General features: G+C 59.6%; 8 protein-coding genes and 2 pseudogenes. 4 read left to right on the forward strand and 6 right to left on the reverse strand.

Going from position 1 to position 14,206, the window contains the following annotated elements; translation table 11 throughout:
* Position 1 precedes the first annotated feature (1 nt).
* Positions 2-1,807, forward strand: coding sequence for an allophanate hydrolase (atzF, locus tag N2599_RS29100; RefSeq protein WP_027512978.1), 1,806 nt, complete (start codon positions 2-4; stop codon positions 1,805-1,807).
* Between the two features lie 644 nt (positions 1,808-2,451).
* Here atzF and N2599_RS29105 read toward each other — a convergent pair.
* The 6 genes and pseudogenes from N2599_RS29105 to N2599_RS29130 form a co-directional block, all read right to left on the reverse strand.
* Positions 2,452-3,561 carry an IS110 family RNA-guided transposase gene (locus N2599_RS29105; protein WP_260308490.1) on the reverse strand — a complete coding sequence of 370 codons (1,110 nt, stop codon included), beginning with the start codon at positions 3,559-3,561 and terminating at the stop codon, positions 2,452-2,454.
* Positions 3,562-4,097: 536 nt separating this feature from the next.
* Positions 4,098-4,523 (reverse strand): type II toxin-antitoxin system VapC family toxin, encoded by a 426-nt coding sequence (locus tag N2599_RS29110; RefSeq protein WP_027513892.1) that lies wholly within the window; start codon positions 4,521-4,523, stop codon positions 4,098-4,100.
* Entirely contained in the window at positions 4,523-4,777 is a 255-nt protein-coding gene (locus N2599_RS29115) for a type II toxin-antitoxin system prevent-host-death family antitoxin (protein WP_027513891.1), read from the reverse strand. Before N2599_RS29115 ends, N2599_RS29110 begins: the two co-directional genes overlap by 1 nt.
* 128 nt (positions 4,778-4,905) lie before the next feature.
* Complete coding sequence (locus tag N2599_RS29120; RefSeq protein ID WP_027513890.1) at positions 4,906-5,238, reverse strand: HigA family addiction module antitoxin; 333 nt, start codon at positions 5,236-5,238, stop codon at positions 4,906-4,908.
* A gap of 9 nt (positions 5,239-5,247) precedes the next feature.
* Positions 5,248-5,427: pseudogene (locus tag N2599_RS29125) on the reverse strand (type II toxin-antitoxin system RelE/ParE family toxin); the annotation flags it as partial.
* A 170-nt stretch (positions 5,428-5,597) separates the two neighbouring features.
* Positions 5,598-6,055: pseudogene (locus tag N2599_RS29130) on the reverse strand (ISL3 family transposase); the annotation flags it as partial.
* 596 nt (positions 6,056-6,651) lie between these two features.
* Between N2599_RS29130 and N2599_RS29135 the strand changes: the two are divergent.
* The 3 genes from N2599_RS29135 to N2599_RS29145 all read left to right on the forward strand — a co-directional run bounded on the left by N2599_RS29135 (position 6,652) and on the right by N2599_RS29145 (position 14,189).
* Positions 6,652-11,028: a beta strand repeat-containing protein gene (locus tag N2599_RS29135; RefSeq protein ID WP_260308491.1), complete on the forward strand. Its 4,377-nt coding sequence runs from the start codon at positions 6,652-6,654 to the stop codon at positions 11,026-11,028.
* Between the two features lie 81 nt (positions 11,029-11,109).
* A complete protein-coding gene (locus N2599_RS29140) occupies positions 11,110-12,834 on the forward strand; it encodes a type I secretion system permease/ATPase (protein WP_027512792.1) in 1,725 nt (574 codons plus the stop codon).
* Between the two features lie 20 nt (positions 12,835-12,854).
* Positions 12,855-14,189, forward strand: coding sequence for an HlyD family type I secretion periplasmic adaptor subunit (locus tag N2599_RS29145; protein ID WP_100772839.1), 1,335 nt, complete (start codon positions 12,855-12,857; stop codon positions 14,187-14,189).
* Positions 14,190-14,206: the final 17 nt, after the last annotated feature.

Genomic DNA, 14,206 nt, shown 5'->3' on the forward strand with positions numbered 1-14,206 from the left:
CATGCTGCCGACAATTCTCGACCTCTCAACCGTTCGTGCTGCCTATCAATCCGGCCTGACGCCGCTCGATCTCGTTGAAGAGGTGATCAAGCGCCGCGCCGCCTCCAGGGATCCGGCGATCTTCATCACCGCCACGCCGGAGGAGGATTTGCGCTCTGCTGCCCGCGACCTGATGGCGCGCGCGCCCGAGCCAAACAGCTTGGCCCTCTGGGGTATCCCCTTCGCAGTAAAGGACAATATCGACGCCGCTGGCCTGCCAACCACAGCCGCCTGCCCGGCCTTTGCCTATGAGCCGGCTGCGGATTCAACCGTGGTCCAGCGCCTCAAGGCGGCAGGCGCTATAGTCATCGGCAAGACCAACCTCGACCAATTCGCGACCGGGCTCAATGGCACGCGCTCTCCCCATGGCGCACCGCGCTCCGTCTTCGACCCGGCTTATGTGTCGGGCGGTTCGAGCTCAGGTTCGGCGGTCGCGGTCGCCTCCGGCCTTGCGACCTTCGCGCTCGGCACGGACACGGCCGGGTCCGGTCGCGTACCCGCCGCCTTCAACAATCTTGTCGGCATCAAGCCGACCCCTGGGCTTGTGCCGAACGTCGGCGTCGTTCCAGCCTGCCGCAGCGTGGACGTGGTCACCGTGTTTGCCGCCACGGTTGGCGATGGTGTCGCGATCCGCAAAGTGATGGAAGGCTACGACGCAACCGATCCCTTCTCGCGTCACGCCGTGCCCGCAGTCCTCCCCGCCACCGGCTTGCGGATTGGGGTGTTGGAGTGCACCGAGCGAGAATTCTTCGGAAACGGGGATATCGAGGCGCTTTATGGTACGGCGATCGAGTGCGCGAAATCACTTGGCGCGACCATTGTGCCCTTCGATTATGCGCCGTTCCGGCAGGCGGCGGAACTTCTTTACAATGGCCCGTGGGTCGCCGAACGATTGGCAGCGGTCAAGGACTTCCTGACCAGCAACGCGGATGATTTCGACCCGACGGTTCGCACCATCATCGAAGGCGCGAAGGCCTATGATGCCGTCGCTGCCTTCGAGGGTAAATACAAACTCGAAGCGCTGCGGCAAAAGACGAAGGCCGAGTGGACGAAGGTGGACATCCTGTTGCTGCCGACCGCGCCCACAACTTACACGGTCGAGGAGATGCTGGCCGATCCGATCGTGAAGAATGGCCATTTCGGGCGCTACACGAATTTCGTCAATCTCTACGACTATGCCGCAATCGCCATTCCGGCGGGCTTCGGGCACAATGGTCTGCCTGGCGGCGTGACGCTGATCGGCCCGACATTCACGGATGATGCACTCGCCCCGTTTGCCGACGCCATGCACCGGGCGCTTGGGGCCGGCATGGGCAAGGACAAGAAGGCATCGCTCCCAGAAGAAAGCCGGGTTGCACCGCTTGACGACGGCTTTGTTCCGATCGCTGTCGTCGGCGCCCATTTGACCGGCATGCCACTCAACCACGAACTCACCGGACCGGGTGGATATCGCCTGAAAACCTGCCGCACAGCCGGTGACTACAGGCTCTTCGTGCTGCCGAACACTGTACCGCCAAAACCTGGCCTCATCCGCGAACCCGGTTTCGCCGGCAACGGGCTCGAGGTCGAAGTCTGGGCGCTTCCACCCGCAGCCTTCGGCAACTTCGTCCAGAAAATTCCGGGGCCGCTCGGCATTGGAAAGGTAACTCTCGAAGATGGCAGCAGCATCTCAGGTTTTCTCTGTGAGGCTTATGCCGTCGCAGACGCCGAGGAAGTGACCGCGCTCGGCGGATGGCGGGCTTACGTCGGGACGCAAATGGCAAGCTAAAGCCAGAGGGATGACAATGGCGATTGCAAATATGATTATTCGTCTTCTCCGCGACGGATTCATTGCTCGAACCCAAACCATCGGCCTGAAATAACGCCGAGGGCAGCGGGATTCGTACCTCAGGAAGCGGGGCTGTGCCAGATTTGGTCGTGGAATCGAACCGACGCGGCTCAGGCGGTTTGTCGCATTGAGGCGGCGGAATGAATGATCAAGCTAAATCCGATCGGTGGGTGATCCACCCGCCCCCGCTCCTCCCTCGCAACCCGGACCAGCCGGTCGGATCGAGGGCTGACCGTCGGAGTGAGTGACAAGCCCCTGACTGTCGCATTTCTCTTATGTTCGTTTGCAAGCTCTTTGGTCATGATTTTTCCTTTCCGGTTTTGACGACGAAAGCACATGCGCGAAGCTGTTGAACAAAGCAGGAGGCAGGGCATTTAGACGACGGTTGGCATACTCTTATGCGCGGGTTGGGTACCGCATTTCCGTGTGTTCGTCTGGGGCTGCCTCTGTCTAACATCGGGCATGGATTTTATCCGCCACATAGAAATGACGAGGGTTCCCCACCGGAGCCTGCCTCCATCTTTGTTCAACAGCAGATGTTTTGCTTCTCGACTGTTTGTCGCGTTTTGAACCGACGATAGTCTTTAGATTTTTGCTGTGGGAGCGACCTCCTGCCCGATCGCCCACAGGAACGCTGCCATTTCTCTCGCAATGGCGGTGACCGCGACGACCTTCGGCTTGCCGGCCGCCATCAGCCTGCGATAGCGCGCGCAAAGCCTCACCTGACCTTTCCAAGCAATCTCGCGAACCGTCTTTGGCAATCCCTCCAGCCGCGCCTGGATCCTCGAGCTTACGCGAGCCGGGAAGCGATATGTCCAGGCGCCTTCGATGAGGACCCGACGCGCCCTTGTGTTGCCTGCCTTGGTGATCCCACCACGTTTGACCCGTTCGCCGGTTGAGCTTTCCGATGGCACGAGACCGAGATACGCCATCAGCTGGCGAGGATTATCAAAGCGCCGGACATCGCCGATTTCGACGACAAAGGTGACCGCGGTCATGAACGCAACGCCGCGCATCGCCTGGTAGGCGGCCACAACCGGGGCCATCGACCAGGATGCCGCGGTCTCGACCACCAGCTTGGTCAACCTGTCCAGACGCACGCCGGCATCCTCGATGGCTTGGCAATATTCCGCCAACAGGATGTGGTGGGCGGGATGATCGAAGGCTTGGCACGCCAGCCATCTTTTATGGGCGCGCGTCCATGGTTTGCGGCCGGTATAGATCCTGCCATGACGCAACAAGAAAGACTGAAGTTGCTGACGCGCCTGCTTCAGCGCGTCGTTGGCAGCTTCCCGGGCCCGCACCAGGTCGCGGATCGCCTCATGGCCTTCATCCGGAACCCAGACCGCGGTCAGTTCACCCGCCCGGTGCAGGCGCGCCAGGCTTACGGCATCGCGGCGGTTGGTCTTCACCCGGTCGCCTGCACGCCTGGGCACCAGCGACGGCGCCACCACCACGCAGTCATGCCCCAGTTCAACAATCTGGCGGTAAAGACCGTAACCGGTCGGGCCGGCCTCATAACAAAAACGAAGCTTGGCTCCACGCTTGGAAAGCTTGGCGACCATCGACGCCGGCTCCGACGAGATATCGCCGAAAAACCGCACCTCGCCGTTACGACCGCCATCGGCAACCGCCACTGAAATCTTCAGCTTCGACGTATCCAAGCCGATGAAAAGTACGCTATTCTCTTTCATGGTTCGCCCTCGCTAAGCTTGGGGCTCGGCTCCGGCCAATCCAGAGCAACCCCCGATTTCAGCTTAACGCGGGGGCGGGCCACCTTCACCCCACGAACATACGGTCTAAATGGCTGAGGTCCGTCTGACGGCTGAAGACGCCCAGAATGACATTTCTACTTTGCGCCACAGCGGACATTCGTACCTTGCTGCCATAATCTGATCCGAACACGCGCCGAAGAGATCGGCGCACTCGATGCCGTCCTTCCTTTTGATCGACTCGAGCAGCTGGCGCTGTCCTCTTGTCCGGACTTGAAACCGTCCTCGTCAGCAACGAAGATAGGGCGCGCGCAGCGTTTTCGGTGGCAGCTCGCGCGGGATCGCCCGCAGATTTGCGGCATTGGGCAGCAACGCGCATCAAAAGCGGCTTAGAATTTGAGTCGAAGAGTAATTCCGGCCGAAATTCCGCCATACCTCCAGACGTTGACCGCCCGTTCTTGTTGATCGAAAGAAGCAAGTCGCGATCTTCTACAAAGCCAATAAAGAGTTCTTCGAGGTTAGTGTGCATGGTTCCAAGGATTGAAGATACTAACGCCGGTCGACTCAAAATCAGCGGCGTTGCGCGTTACGACCGTCATCCCGTGGACCAGTGCTGTTGCGGCAATATACGCATCGTTGATCGGTTGGGGATCTGGAACATGTAGTCTGGCTGCCATCCTTGCGACGGCGCCATCCACGGCCAGGATCCGATCCCCGAAGGCAGGCAAAACTTGTGTTTCAAGCCAAGCTCTAAAAATAGAGCCCTGCTCTGCATCGCGGCGCTCCTTTTGCAAAACGCCGATTTCAAGTTCATGAAGTGTAATTGCCGATATGAAAAGGGTGGCCGTCTCCAACGATTCAACCCACCGCGCAACGTTAGGATCAGCTTTGCCAAGCCGAACCTTGCGCAGCTCGGAAATGACGTTCGTATCCAGTAGCAGCATCAATCAAGATCCACCGGCGCTGCACGCTCAAGACGCGGCGGAATTTCCAGCTCAATATCCTCAAGTCCAGGCATGGCAAGCAGGTCCGCGATATTCTGCCTTTTCCCAGTAAGACGATGATAGTCCTCGATGCTCAGCAAAACCTGCGCTGTTCTTCCCCGGTTCGTGATGAACACCGGCCCCTGGCGCGTTGCCTTCTGCGCCCGGTTGGCGTTTTGCTGAAATTCGCGGCTCGAGATCGTTGTGATCGACATGGCAATACTCCTCGCGAATACCTAATGTTGACACATTAGAACATAGAGAGCCTATTGCAAGCTTTAAAGGCCAAAACTGGTCCGACCCGCACTTCTCGTCGCGGCCCGTATTCCCAGTTGTTGCTCGTTCAGATCAGCGCAGGTTGCTGAACCAGCGGCTTGCCCTTGAAGGGCGCGACGTTGATCTCCCCTTCCCGCTTGCGAGTCTGGGCAATGTCGTAGCTATTCTGCATCCGCATTAGCGTGTCCATCGACACGCCGAACGCCTTTTCGATCCGCAGCGCCATTTCCGGCGAGAGATGCGCACGCTCGTTCAGCACGGCCGACAACGCCGCCCGTGTAACACCGAGAATTTGCGCGGCACTCGTCACCGAAAGCCCAAGCGGTTCGATGATTTCACTTTTGATGAAGCCGCCGGGGTGGGCGGGACTCTTCATACGGATGCCCTGCGTCGCACTCATGGCCACCTCCTAGTGGTAATCTTCATAATCGAGGTCGATGATCTCGATTTCGGCTTGGTTAATCCGGAACGTGATCCGCCAGTTCTTGGTCACGAATAGGCTCCATGCGCCTTTTCGGTCGCCGGTGAGCTGATGGGCCTTCCAGCTCGGAACCGTCCGCAATTCGTCTTCTCGCTCCATGTCCTGCACGCTCTACGAGGCCTCTGAACATTAAAAGGGGCATGGATATACGGTAGGCAGATCATGAAAAATATGGCAAGTGCGACTTCCTGCACTTCGCATCGAAGCCTACCGAGCGTGCTGTTTCCTGTCGGCGGCGACCGGGAGCAAAATCAGCCCGCCTGCCCCCGGCACGCCTTCTTCTGGGGCGTCGACAAGAGAGCAGCATTCCGCTTGACTTGTCTAAGGATGGTGTCGTCGCTGATCGACATCCCGAGCCGTTGCATCAAGCGTTCGCCGGGCCGCCCGCCCGTATTATGGCCAAGCAGTCCGACTATTTCGGCGACCCTACTTGTGCGGCGGGCATATGGGGAGGCAATTGCTGGGATCCGGTCATTAAACGTTTGCCGTTTGCACTGCCGATGTGTGCAACGCTAGCGGCTCAACTGGAGCTTCACCGTCACGGCATTACCTTGGATCGGCAGGTCTTGAAGCCTGCGGTACGACCAGCCGTGCCGATTTCTACTCCGGCATCGACGATCGGGCATATGCCTGACATTGGCCCGTAGGCAGACACAACCCAGTTGCCTTTGTCGGCAATTACTACGCTCTGCACTTTAATACCCGGACCGAGCGACCATTTCGATTTCGTTCGCATGCCAGCTCATACCGGTATCATCGCTACGGATCTGTTAACCACACAAATTGAGGAAGACCCGATTTAAGTGCCCAGACATCGACGGAACGTCCGCATTCTCAAAATTAGCTGCCACGCGACACTATAGTACCCGGAACACCTCTTCTTACTTTAACTACAGCAGCGCAACATGGATGTATTTTAGTTCTTATAGAAGGCAAACTATCGCTATATGATTACTATAACTTCACTTTTTAGCTCTAAGTGGCTACGTGCATTTCAAATGTGTTCGTACTATAAACAAAAGTGCAGGCGAAATACAATAGCCCGCATTGGGGAGATGTCTGGCCATGTCTTCATGGATTGCTGTTGCATTTTCTAGCTTACTCTTGCACATGAGGAATTAACCTTCGACGTTGTTATTATGGCAACCTCTAGGTACGGCCATTCACCTATTACCTTCTAACCGAAAATGAACCAGCGGTCCCAATCGGCGAGACGATCATAGTCTATCGCGAGCCGCAAATTCAATGCGCAAGGGTAGACCGGGCGGCGCGTTTGGCATCTGGCGCCTGGATCCCTCCCCTTGTCGCGATTTAAACCGAGGGAGAACCTCCATGGCACTCGACATCACGACCCAAGACATCATCATCGACGAGACCACCGGTCTTACCGACGACGATATTGACCCGTCCGGTTCGCCGCACAATAGCAATACCACGCTGCAATATCTGTTAAGTCTTGACGCTACCGGCGGCCTAACCTCACCGGAGGTCGCCTTCCAGACCAACTTCGTGGTGGCCTCGGCGAGTGCAGGGGAAAACATCACCTCGGTCGTTCTCTCCCAGAACCTCAATGGAACCCCGTTTTCCACCACCGTCGGCGTGAACAGCGGCATTCAGACGGTCGATGGCAACTGGGTCTGGCTGTTCAAAAGCGCAGACCCGCTCCATCCAAACGTCGTGATCGGCGTCATCGGTACTTCTGATCCGCTCGTCGAGCCCGCTGAGACCGGGCCGCTCGCCTTCTCGTTTGCGCTGATCAACACCACCAACACCAATGCGGACCTGTACACGGTCCAGTACGTGCCGTTGCTCCATCCGGACGCCACCAACGCTGACGACCGCATCGATCTGTCCAGCAAGGTCTTCGCCTCGGTCACGGGCACCAGCGTGGCTAATTTCTCAGGCCAGAACGCCGCTTCCGGCAATCATGATTTCTACCTGATCAATTCGCCCGATGATGCTTCCAAGCAGCTTCTGGTGATAGGTTTGAACGGTGGCACCGCCAACGTCAGTACACAGGGCTTCGGCATCAACAACCAGAGCATCAATCCGAACGAAACGCTGCAGGTCGATTTTGTGACCGGCGGTAACCTGAACGCAGGTAGTGCCTCGCAAATCCAGTACGGCAGCCATCTCGAGACCATCACGCAGGCCGGGTTCACGATCAACCAGATCACGCCTTCCAGTCCGGAATTACGGGTGGACATCAGTATCAGCGCCTTTAACAATACGGGCAACGAGCAAGGCTCGGGCTTCTTTGACGGCACTGCCACGAGTGCCGTTGACATCGTTAGCCTCAAGTTGACGGGTCAATCAGGGTTTGCTGCCACCATCACCACCGATGGCACCTATATCACGGCAGGCGGAAGCGTCACCGTCACCGGACTGAGCGGGAGCGGCAACATCGTCACCATCACCGGGCTCGATAACGTCACCACCGTCGATATCACCACCAGCAGCCCAATGGATCGGCTGCAGGTTACGGGGGTCGATGCGAACGAAGGGCTCGACATCACCGAGTTCCATTTCTCGACGACGAATACCAACGCCTACAGTGAGGAGGTAGGCTCATTCATTAACTTTGACGACGATGGGCCGACGGCGGTGATCGTGGCGACCGGCAACAGCGTGGCGATGGACGAGTCGATCGGCGAGCGGCCGGCGAACTCGGCCGGCGCGGCGGATGCCAACGACACGGCGGATGACAATGTTGCGGGCAATCCGTTCCCGCTGGGCTACGGCACGCCGATCGGGCTGCTGTCGAATGTCGACCTGGTCAACACCACGACGTCGACGGGCTCGGACAATGAAGGCGCGACGACGCATGTGACGCTGTCGATCGTGGGCGGCAACGGAACGGATTCCTTGCTGCTGACGACGGACAACAGTCAGATCTCGCTGTTCAACGAGAGCGGCGTGATTGTCGGCCGGGTGGACAATCCGGACGGCACGTTCAATGCGACCGGGACGGTTGCGTTTGCGATCTCGATCAACGATCTGGGCGAGGTTACGGTCGCGCAGTATCTGTCGCTCAAGCACCCGACTTCACCGGACAATTACGACGAGTCGGTTAATCTCGGCAGCCTGGTGAACGCGGTCGTGACCGTGACCGACGGCGATGGCGACATCGCCACCCAATCGATCGGCATCGGCAACGCGCTCCAGTTCCAGGACGACGGGCCGACGGCGGCGATCGTGGCGACCGGCAACAGCGTGGCGATGGACGAGTCGATCGGCGAGCGGCCGGCGAACTCGGCCGGCGCGGCGGATGCCAACGACACGGCGGATGATAATGTTGCGGGCAATCCGTTCCCGCTGGGCTACGGCACGCCGATCGGGCTGCTGTCGAATGTCGACCTGGTCAACACCACGACGTCGACGGGCTCGGACAATGAAGGCGCGACGACGCATGTGACGCTGTCGATCGTGGGCGGCAACGGGACGGATTCCTTGCTGCTGACGACGGACAACAGTCAGATCTCGCTGTTCAACGAGAGCGGCGTGATTGTCGGCCGGGTGGACAATCCGGACGGCACGTTCAATGCGACCGGGACGGTTGCGTTTGCGATCTCGATCAACGATCTGGGCGAGGTTACGGTCGCGCAGTATCTGTCGCTCAAGCACCCGACTTCACCGGACAATTACGACGAGTCGGTTAATCTCGGCAGCCTGGTGAACGCGGTCGTGACCGTGACCGACGGCGATGGCGACATCGCCACCCAATCGATCGGCATCGGCAACGCGCTCCAGTTCCAGGACGATGGGCCGACGGCGGCGATCGTGGCGACCGGCAACAGCGTGGCGATGGACGAGTCGATCGGCGAGCGGCCGGCGAACTCGGCCGGCGCGGCGGATGCCAACGACACGGCGGATGACAATGTTGCGGGCAATCCGTTCCCGCTGGGCTACGGCACGCCGATCGGGCTGCTGTCGAATGTCGACCTGGTCAACACCACGACGTCGACGGGCTCGGACAATGAAGGCGCGACGACGCATGTGACGCTGTCGATCGTGGGCGGCAACGGAACGGATTCCTTGCTGCTGACGACGGACAACAGTCAGATCTCGCTGTTCAACGAGAGCGGCGTGATTGTCGGCCGGGTGGACAATCCGGACGGCACGTTCAATGCGACCGGGACGGTTGCGTTTGCGATCTCGATCAACGATCTGGGCGAGGTTACGGTCGCGCAGTATCTGTCGCTCAAGCACCCGACTTCACCGGACAATTACGACGAGTCGGTTAATCTCGGCAGCCTGGTGAACGCGGTCGTGACCGTGACCGACGGCGATGGCGACATCGCCACCCAATCGATCGGCATCGGCAACGCGCTCCAGTTCCAGGACGACGGGCCGAAGATCACGGTGCCGTTTGACGGTGACCCCGGTACCGCAGGTATCCAGCACGAGACTCTGGCTAACGTGCTCAACGCGTCGGCCACCGGAGCCTTCGGGTACGATATCGGCGCGGATGCCCACGCGGCCGCGTTCTACACGGGCGGCGGTTCCGACTTTGTCGACCAGAATGGTGCACTTGCCGGCGTGCAGATCGGACTCACCGGCACGATCACAGGCGGCGGAGGAGGCAACGTCCTTACCTCGAATGTGACGCTTGCGTCGGAGAGTCTCACCTCCGCGACGTTCAACTTCACCTTCACCTACGACAAGGACCCGGCGGCAGGCGTCCAGGCGGGCACGGCGGGCGGCACGCTCGTCTTCGACAAGGTTGCCGACACCTATACCATCAACCTGACCGATCCGCTCGAAGGCTTCAGCTTCGACGTTATCCACACCAGTGAGCTCTTGTCCAAGGAGCCCACGAGCAACACGGGTCACCCGCAGATCGTGGTGGAACGGTTGCAGGCGGATGACCCGAACACGCCCGATGACGAAGACTTCTACGTGCAGTTCACGGGCAACGCGATCAACAGAGCCAACCCGTTCCGCCTGACGAACAATGGCGAGGGGTCATCCGCTGACGCCACGTTCACCGTGGGTGGTCACGAGATGGTGAGTAACACCAATGAAACATGGGTGTCTGCGACGCAGAGCACCAACGGTGTCGCCGGTGACACGATCCAGAAAGATGAACTGCTCACGTTGCGGTTCTTCAACAGCAACGTCGGTATTCAGAGCGAGGCTGTCACCCCGACAGCGACCGCCGGCACCATGGCCATTAAGTTCGACGGCATCGGCAACAGCGAGGACCTGATGCTGATCCTCGATCTGATCGACAAGAACGGTGCCGACAACATCGCCGGCACCGCGGACGACAACTCCACGATCACGCGGGCCGTGTACGTGTCAAACGCCGACATCTTCAAGGCGGGTCAGGTCCCGGCCGCCTACAGCAGCGAGTTCACGCTCGACAACAACGACGGCCTCGTGATCATCGAGCAGAACGACTACAACGCAGCCGGCGAAGACTACGTGTTGCAGGGTGCGCAGATCATGCAGTCGGGCAACGGGATCACCGGCAACAACACCGCGATCGACCTGATCAGGACGACCGGCGCTGGCGGCGCCAGCAATGCGACCACCAATCTGGTGAACTTCGACGCCGCCGACAACGACGTGCTGAAGATCACGGACATCGGCTTCACCTCGACGGTGACCGAGACGCCAGAAGCCCAGCTCGCCTTCGCCTTCCAGGTGGAGGACGCGGACGCGGATCAGACAGCGATGCAGCACATACTCGTTGACGTCGCCTAACACTTGACCAACGGGGGCAGCTGGCGTTGCCCCCGTACTGCCATTGCACGAGGTGTCATGTCGGATACCAGAGATTAAATGATGAAAACCAACGAACAGGCCCCTGCTCTTCAGGTAGTGATGAAGGAGGCCGGACGCGCCATCTGGCCACTTATCTGGTTCAGCGGTGGCATCAACGTGCTGATGCTGACCGGTGCGCTTTATATGCTCCAAGTCTATCACCGCGTGTTGTCCAGCCACAGCGTGGAAACATTGGTGATGCTTTCGCTGATGGCGGCAGGGGCGCTTGCGACAATGGCGGGTCTGGAGGTGGTGCGCGGGCGTCTTCTGGCAACCGTCGGATCCTGGATGAACGCGCGGTTGGCACCCGTTCTCCTGACCGCATCGGTAGAATATGCCGCTTCAGCGCCTGGCCAAGTCAATGCCCGTCCGCTGCGCGACCTTGATCAAGTACGGAATTTCTTCACCAGCCCCAGCATTTTCCCGATCCTTGACGCGCCTTGGGCGCCACTGTTTTTCGGCGCCATATTTTTCATGCACCCTTGGCTGGGTTGGTTGGCGCTGGGCGGCGGGATCGTCCTATTTTCGTTGGCATTGCTGAACGAATGGCTCACACGCAAACCGTTGACCGAGGCAGCAAGCGCACAGTCGCGGGCATACGGCCAGGCCGAGGCGGCGATCCGCAACGCCGAGGTCATTCAGGCAATGGGGATGTTGAAGCCACTGCTGGAGGGTTGGAAGGCGCATCAGGACCAGGCAAACAGAGGACAAGTGCTTGCTGCCAACCGTGGCGGCGTCATCGCGGCGATCGCGCGTTGTCACCGGCTGGCCCTGCAAATGGGCATTCTGGGCCTTGGGGCTTATCTCGTACTTCGCAACGAGGCTTCACCGGGAATCATGATCTCCGCCTCAATCCTGATGGGTCGGGCTTTGTCCCCGGTCGAGCAGGCGATCGGCACATGGAAGGCCACGGTGGGAGCGCGTGCCGCTTATCGGCGTCTCACCGCAGTTGCCGGTGAGCACCCGGAGGCCACGCCGGTTCTGCCATTACCGCGACCGAAAGGTAAGTTCGAGGCCGACAACATTGTCCTTGTCCGACAGGGAGGCGAGCACATCCTGAAAGGGATCAGCTTTCGCCTCGAGCCGGGTGAAGCAATGGCGTTGATCGGCCAGAGCGCGGCTGGCAAGACGAGTCTGGCGCGAATATTGGCCGGTGCCTGGCGTCCGTCCGCAGGGCGTGCGTTGCTGGACGGCATGGACGTTGCCCAATGGGCGGCGGAGGACCGTGGTCATTATGTCGGTTACTTGCCGCAGGATATCGAGCTCTTCGCCGGTACCGTTGCCGAAAACATCTGCCGCTTCACCAAGCTCAGCCCAGTGATCTTCGACAAGGTTGTCAAGGCTGCGCAGCTGGCAGGAGTTCATGACCTCATCAAAGGCCTGCCGAAGGGCTACCTCACCGAGATCGGCGAATCCGGCGCGGTGCTGTCAGGAGGACAGCGCCAGCGCATTGGGCTCGCGCGAGCACTCTACGGCGACCCGGCCCTCATTATCCTCGACGAGCCCAATTCTAACCTCGACCGCGAAGGTGAGGACGCATTGATCGCAGCTCTCAGCGCAGTCAAGGCGGCTGGCACGACCGTTATCCTGGTCGCGCACCGACCGAACATCATGGAGACAGTTGACAAGATATTGGTCCTCAACCGGGGCCAACAAGACCTCTTCGGTCCACGTGACTATGTCTTCAATGAACTCGCCTCGCGCATCCGCAAGGTAACTCAGATGCCAACGATAGTGGCGAACTAAGCAAGGAAACGGAAACAGCCATGAAGGATATGAAGGTCGTTCCGTTGCCCGTTTCGCCACCCGCCGCCCCAGTTCCCCTGCGTCTCACAGGTGTGACGCTCACCGGCTTCGCGATCATGTTCCTGTTTTTCGGCATGGCCGGGGGTTGGGCGACGATTGCGCCGTTGGAAAGCGCCGCAGTGGCACCGGGCGTCATCAAGGTTGCCGGCGACCGCAAGCTCATCCAGCACCTCGAGGGCGGCATCATAGCAGAGTTGAACGCCGCCAACGGTGATATCGTCAGGGCGGGTGAAATCCTCGTCCAGCTCGACAACACACAGGCGACGGCGAAGCTTGATCTGATCCACAATCGGATAGCAACGCGTGAGGCGCTGGCCGCTCGTCTGCGGGCTGAGCGGGATGGCAAGGTCGAGATCGAATTTGATCTGGGGCTGCTCGCAAACCCCGCTAAAGCCGCAAGGGACGCGGTGGCCTCACAGCGTGACGTGTTCGCAGCAAAGCACCACAACTTAAAGGACGAGCGGGAAATCCTCAACCAGCGCCGTCGCCAGACCGAGGAAGAGATAACGGGACTGGAGGAGCTTATCATCACCGAGGACAAGCAGATTGAGGCGATCGAGAGTGAAACCAAAGACCTTGAAAGTCTCCTCAAGCGCGGGCTAGTCACCCGCGAGCGGAACCTGATGCTCAGGCGGCAACAGCGGGAGATCGAGGGGGAGCGCGCGACCAACGTCGCGGCGATCGCTCGTGCCAGAAGCGCCATGGCCGAGATTGACATGCAAATCCTGAACCTCAACACGGTGCGGCTGAACGAGGCGGTCCAGGAATTGAGCAAGGTCGAGGCGGAGTTGTTTGACCTCAGACAGGAAGAGCGTGCCGCCAAGGACGTGCTTGCCCGTACCAACGTCGTTGCACCAGTCGACAGCATCGTCATGGACCTGAAGGTCCACACGACGGGCGGTGTCGTGAAACCCGGTGAGACACTGATGACAGTCGTGCCCCTCGGACAGCAACTCGTGGTCGAGGCCATGGTCAGGCCAGAGGACGTCGAGACGATCGCCCCTGGACAGCGCGCACGCGTCAGTTTCCCGGCCTTTGCCCGCTACAATCTCCCTCCACTCGACGGCGTCGTGGAGATCGTGTCGGCTGACCGGATGGTGGAGGAGCGCACCGGGGCACCCTATTTCGCCGCGACCGTGTTGATCGATAAGAGCGAACTCGCCAAGCTGGAGGGCCGTAAGCTGCTGCCCGGCATGTCGAGCGAGGCGATGATCCGGACGGGTGCTCGCACCGTGCTTTCTTATCTGGCTGAGCCTATCACACAGAATCTCCGCCGAGCGATGCGCGAAAAATAGTTTCGCGGTATATTTCG

Source organism: Rhizobium sullae (genome assembly GCF_025200715.1).
GTDB lineage: Bacteria > Pseudomonadota > Alphaproteobacteria > Rhizobiales > Rhizobiaceae > Rhizobium > Rhizobium sullae.

Bases quoted from the DNA above. Each gene is read 5' to 3' on its own strand.
- atzF (WP_027512978.1), top strand. From the start codon at position 2: ATGCTGCCGACAATTCTCGACCTCTCAACCGTTCGTGCTGCCTATCAA.
- N2599_RS29120 (WP_027513890.1), bottom strand. From the start codon at position 5,238: ATGAGTGCGACGCAGGGCATCCGTATGAAGAGTCCCGCCCACCCCGGC.
- N2599_RS29140 (WP_027512792.1), top strand. From the start codon at position 11,110: ATGAAAACCAACGAACAGGCCCCTGCTCTTCAGGTAGTGATGAAGGAG.
- N2599_RS29110 (WP_027513892.1), bottom strand. From the start codon at position 4,523: ATGCTGCTACTGGATACGAACGTCATTTCCGAGCTGCGCAAGGTTCGG.
- N2599_RS29105 (WP_260308490.1), bottom strand. From the start codon at position 3,561: ATGAAAGAGAATAGCGTACTTTTCATCGGCTTGGATACGTCGAAGCTG.
- N2599_RS29145 (WP_100772839.1), top strand. From the start codon at position 12,855: ATGAAGGATATGAAGGTCGTTCCGTTGCCCGTTTCGCCACCCGCCGCC.
- N2599_RS29115 (WP_027513891.1), bottom strand. From the start codon at position 4,777: ATGTCGATCACAACGATCTCGAGCCGCGAATTTCAGCAAAACGCCAAC.
- N2599_RS29135 (WP_260308491.1), top strand. From the start codon at position 6,652: ATGGCACTCGACATCACGACCCAAGACATCATCATCGACGAGACCACC.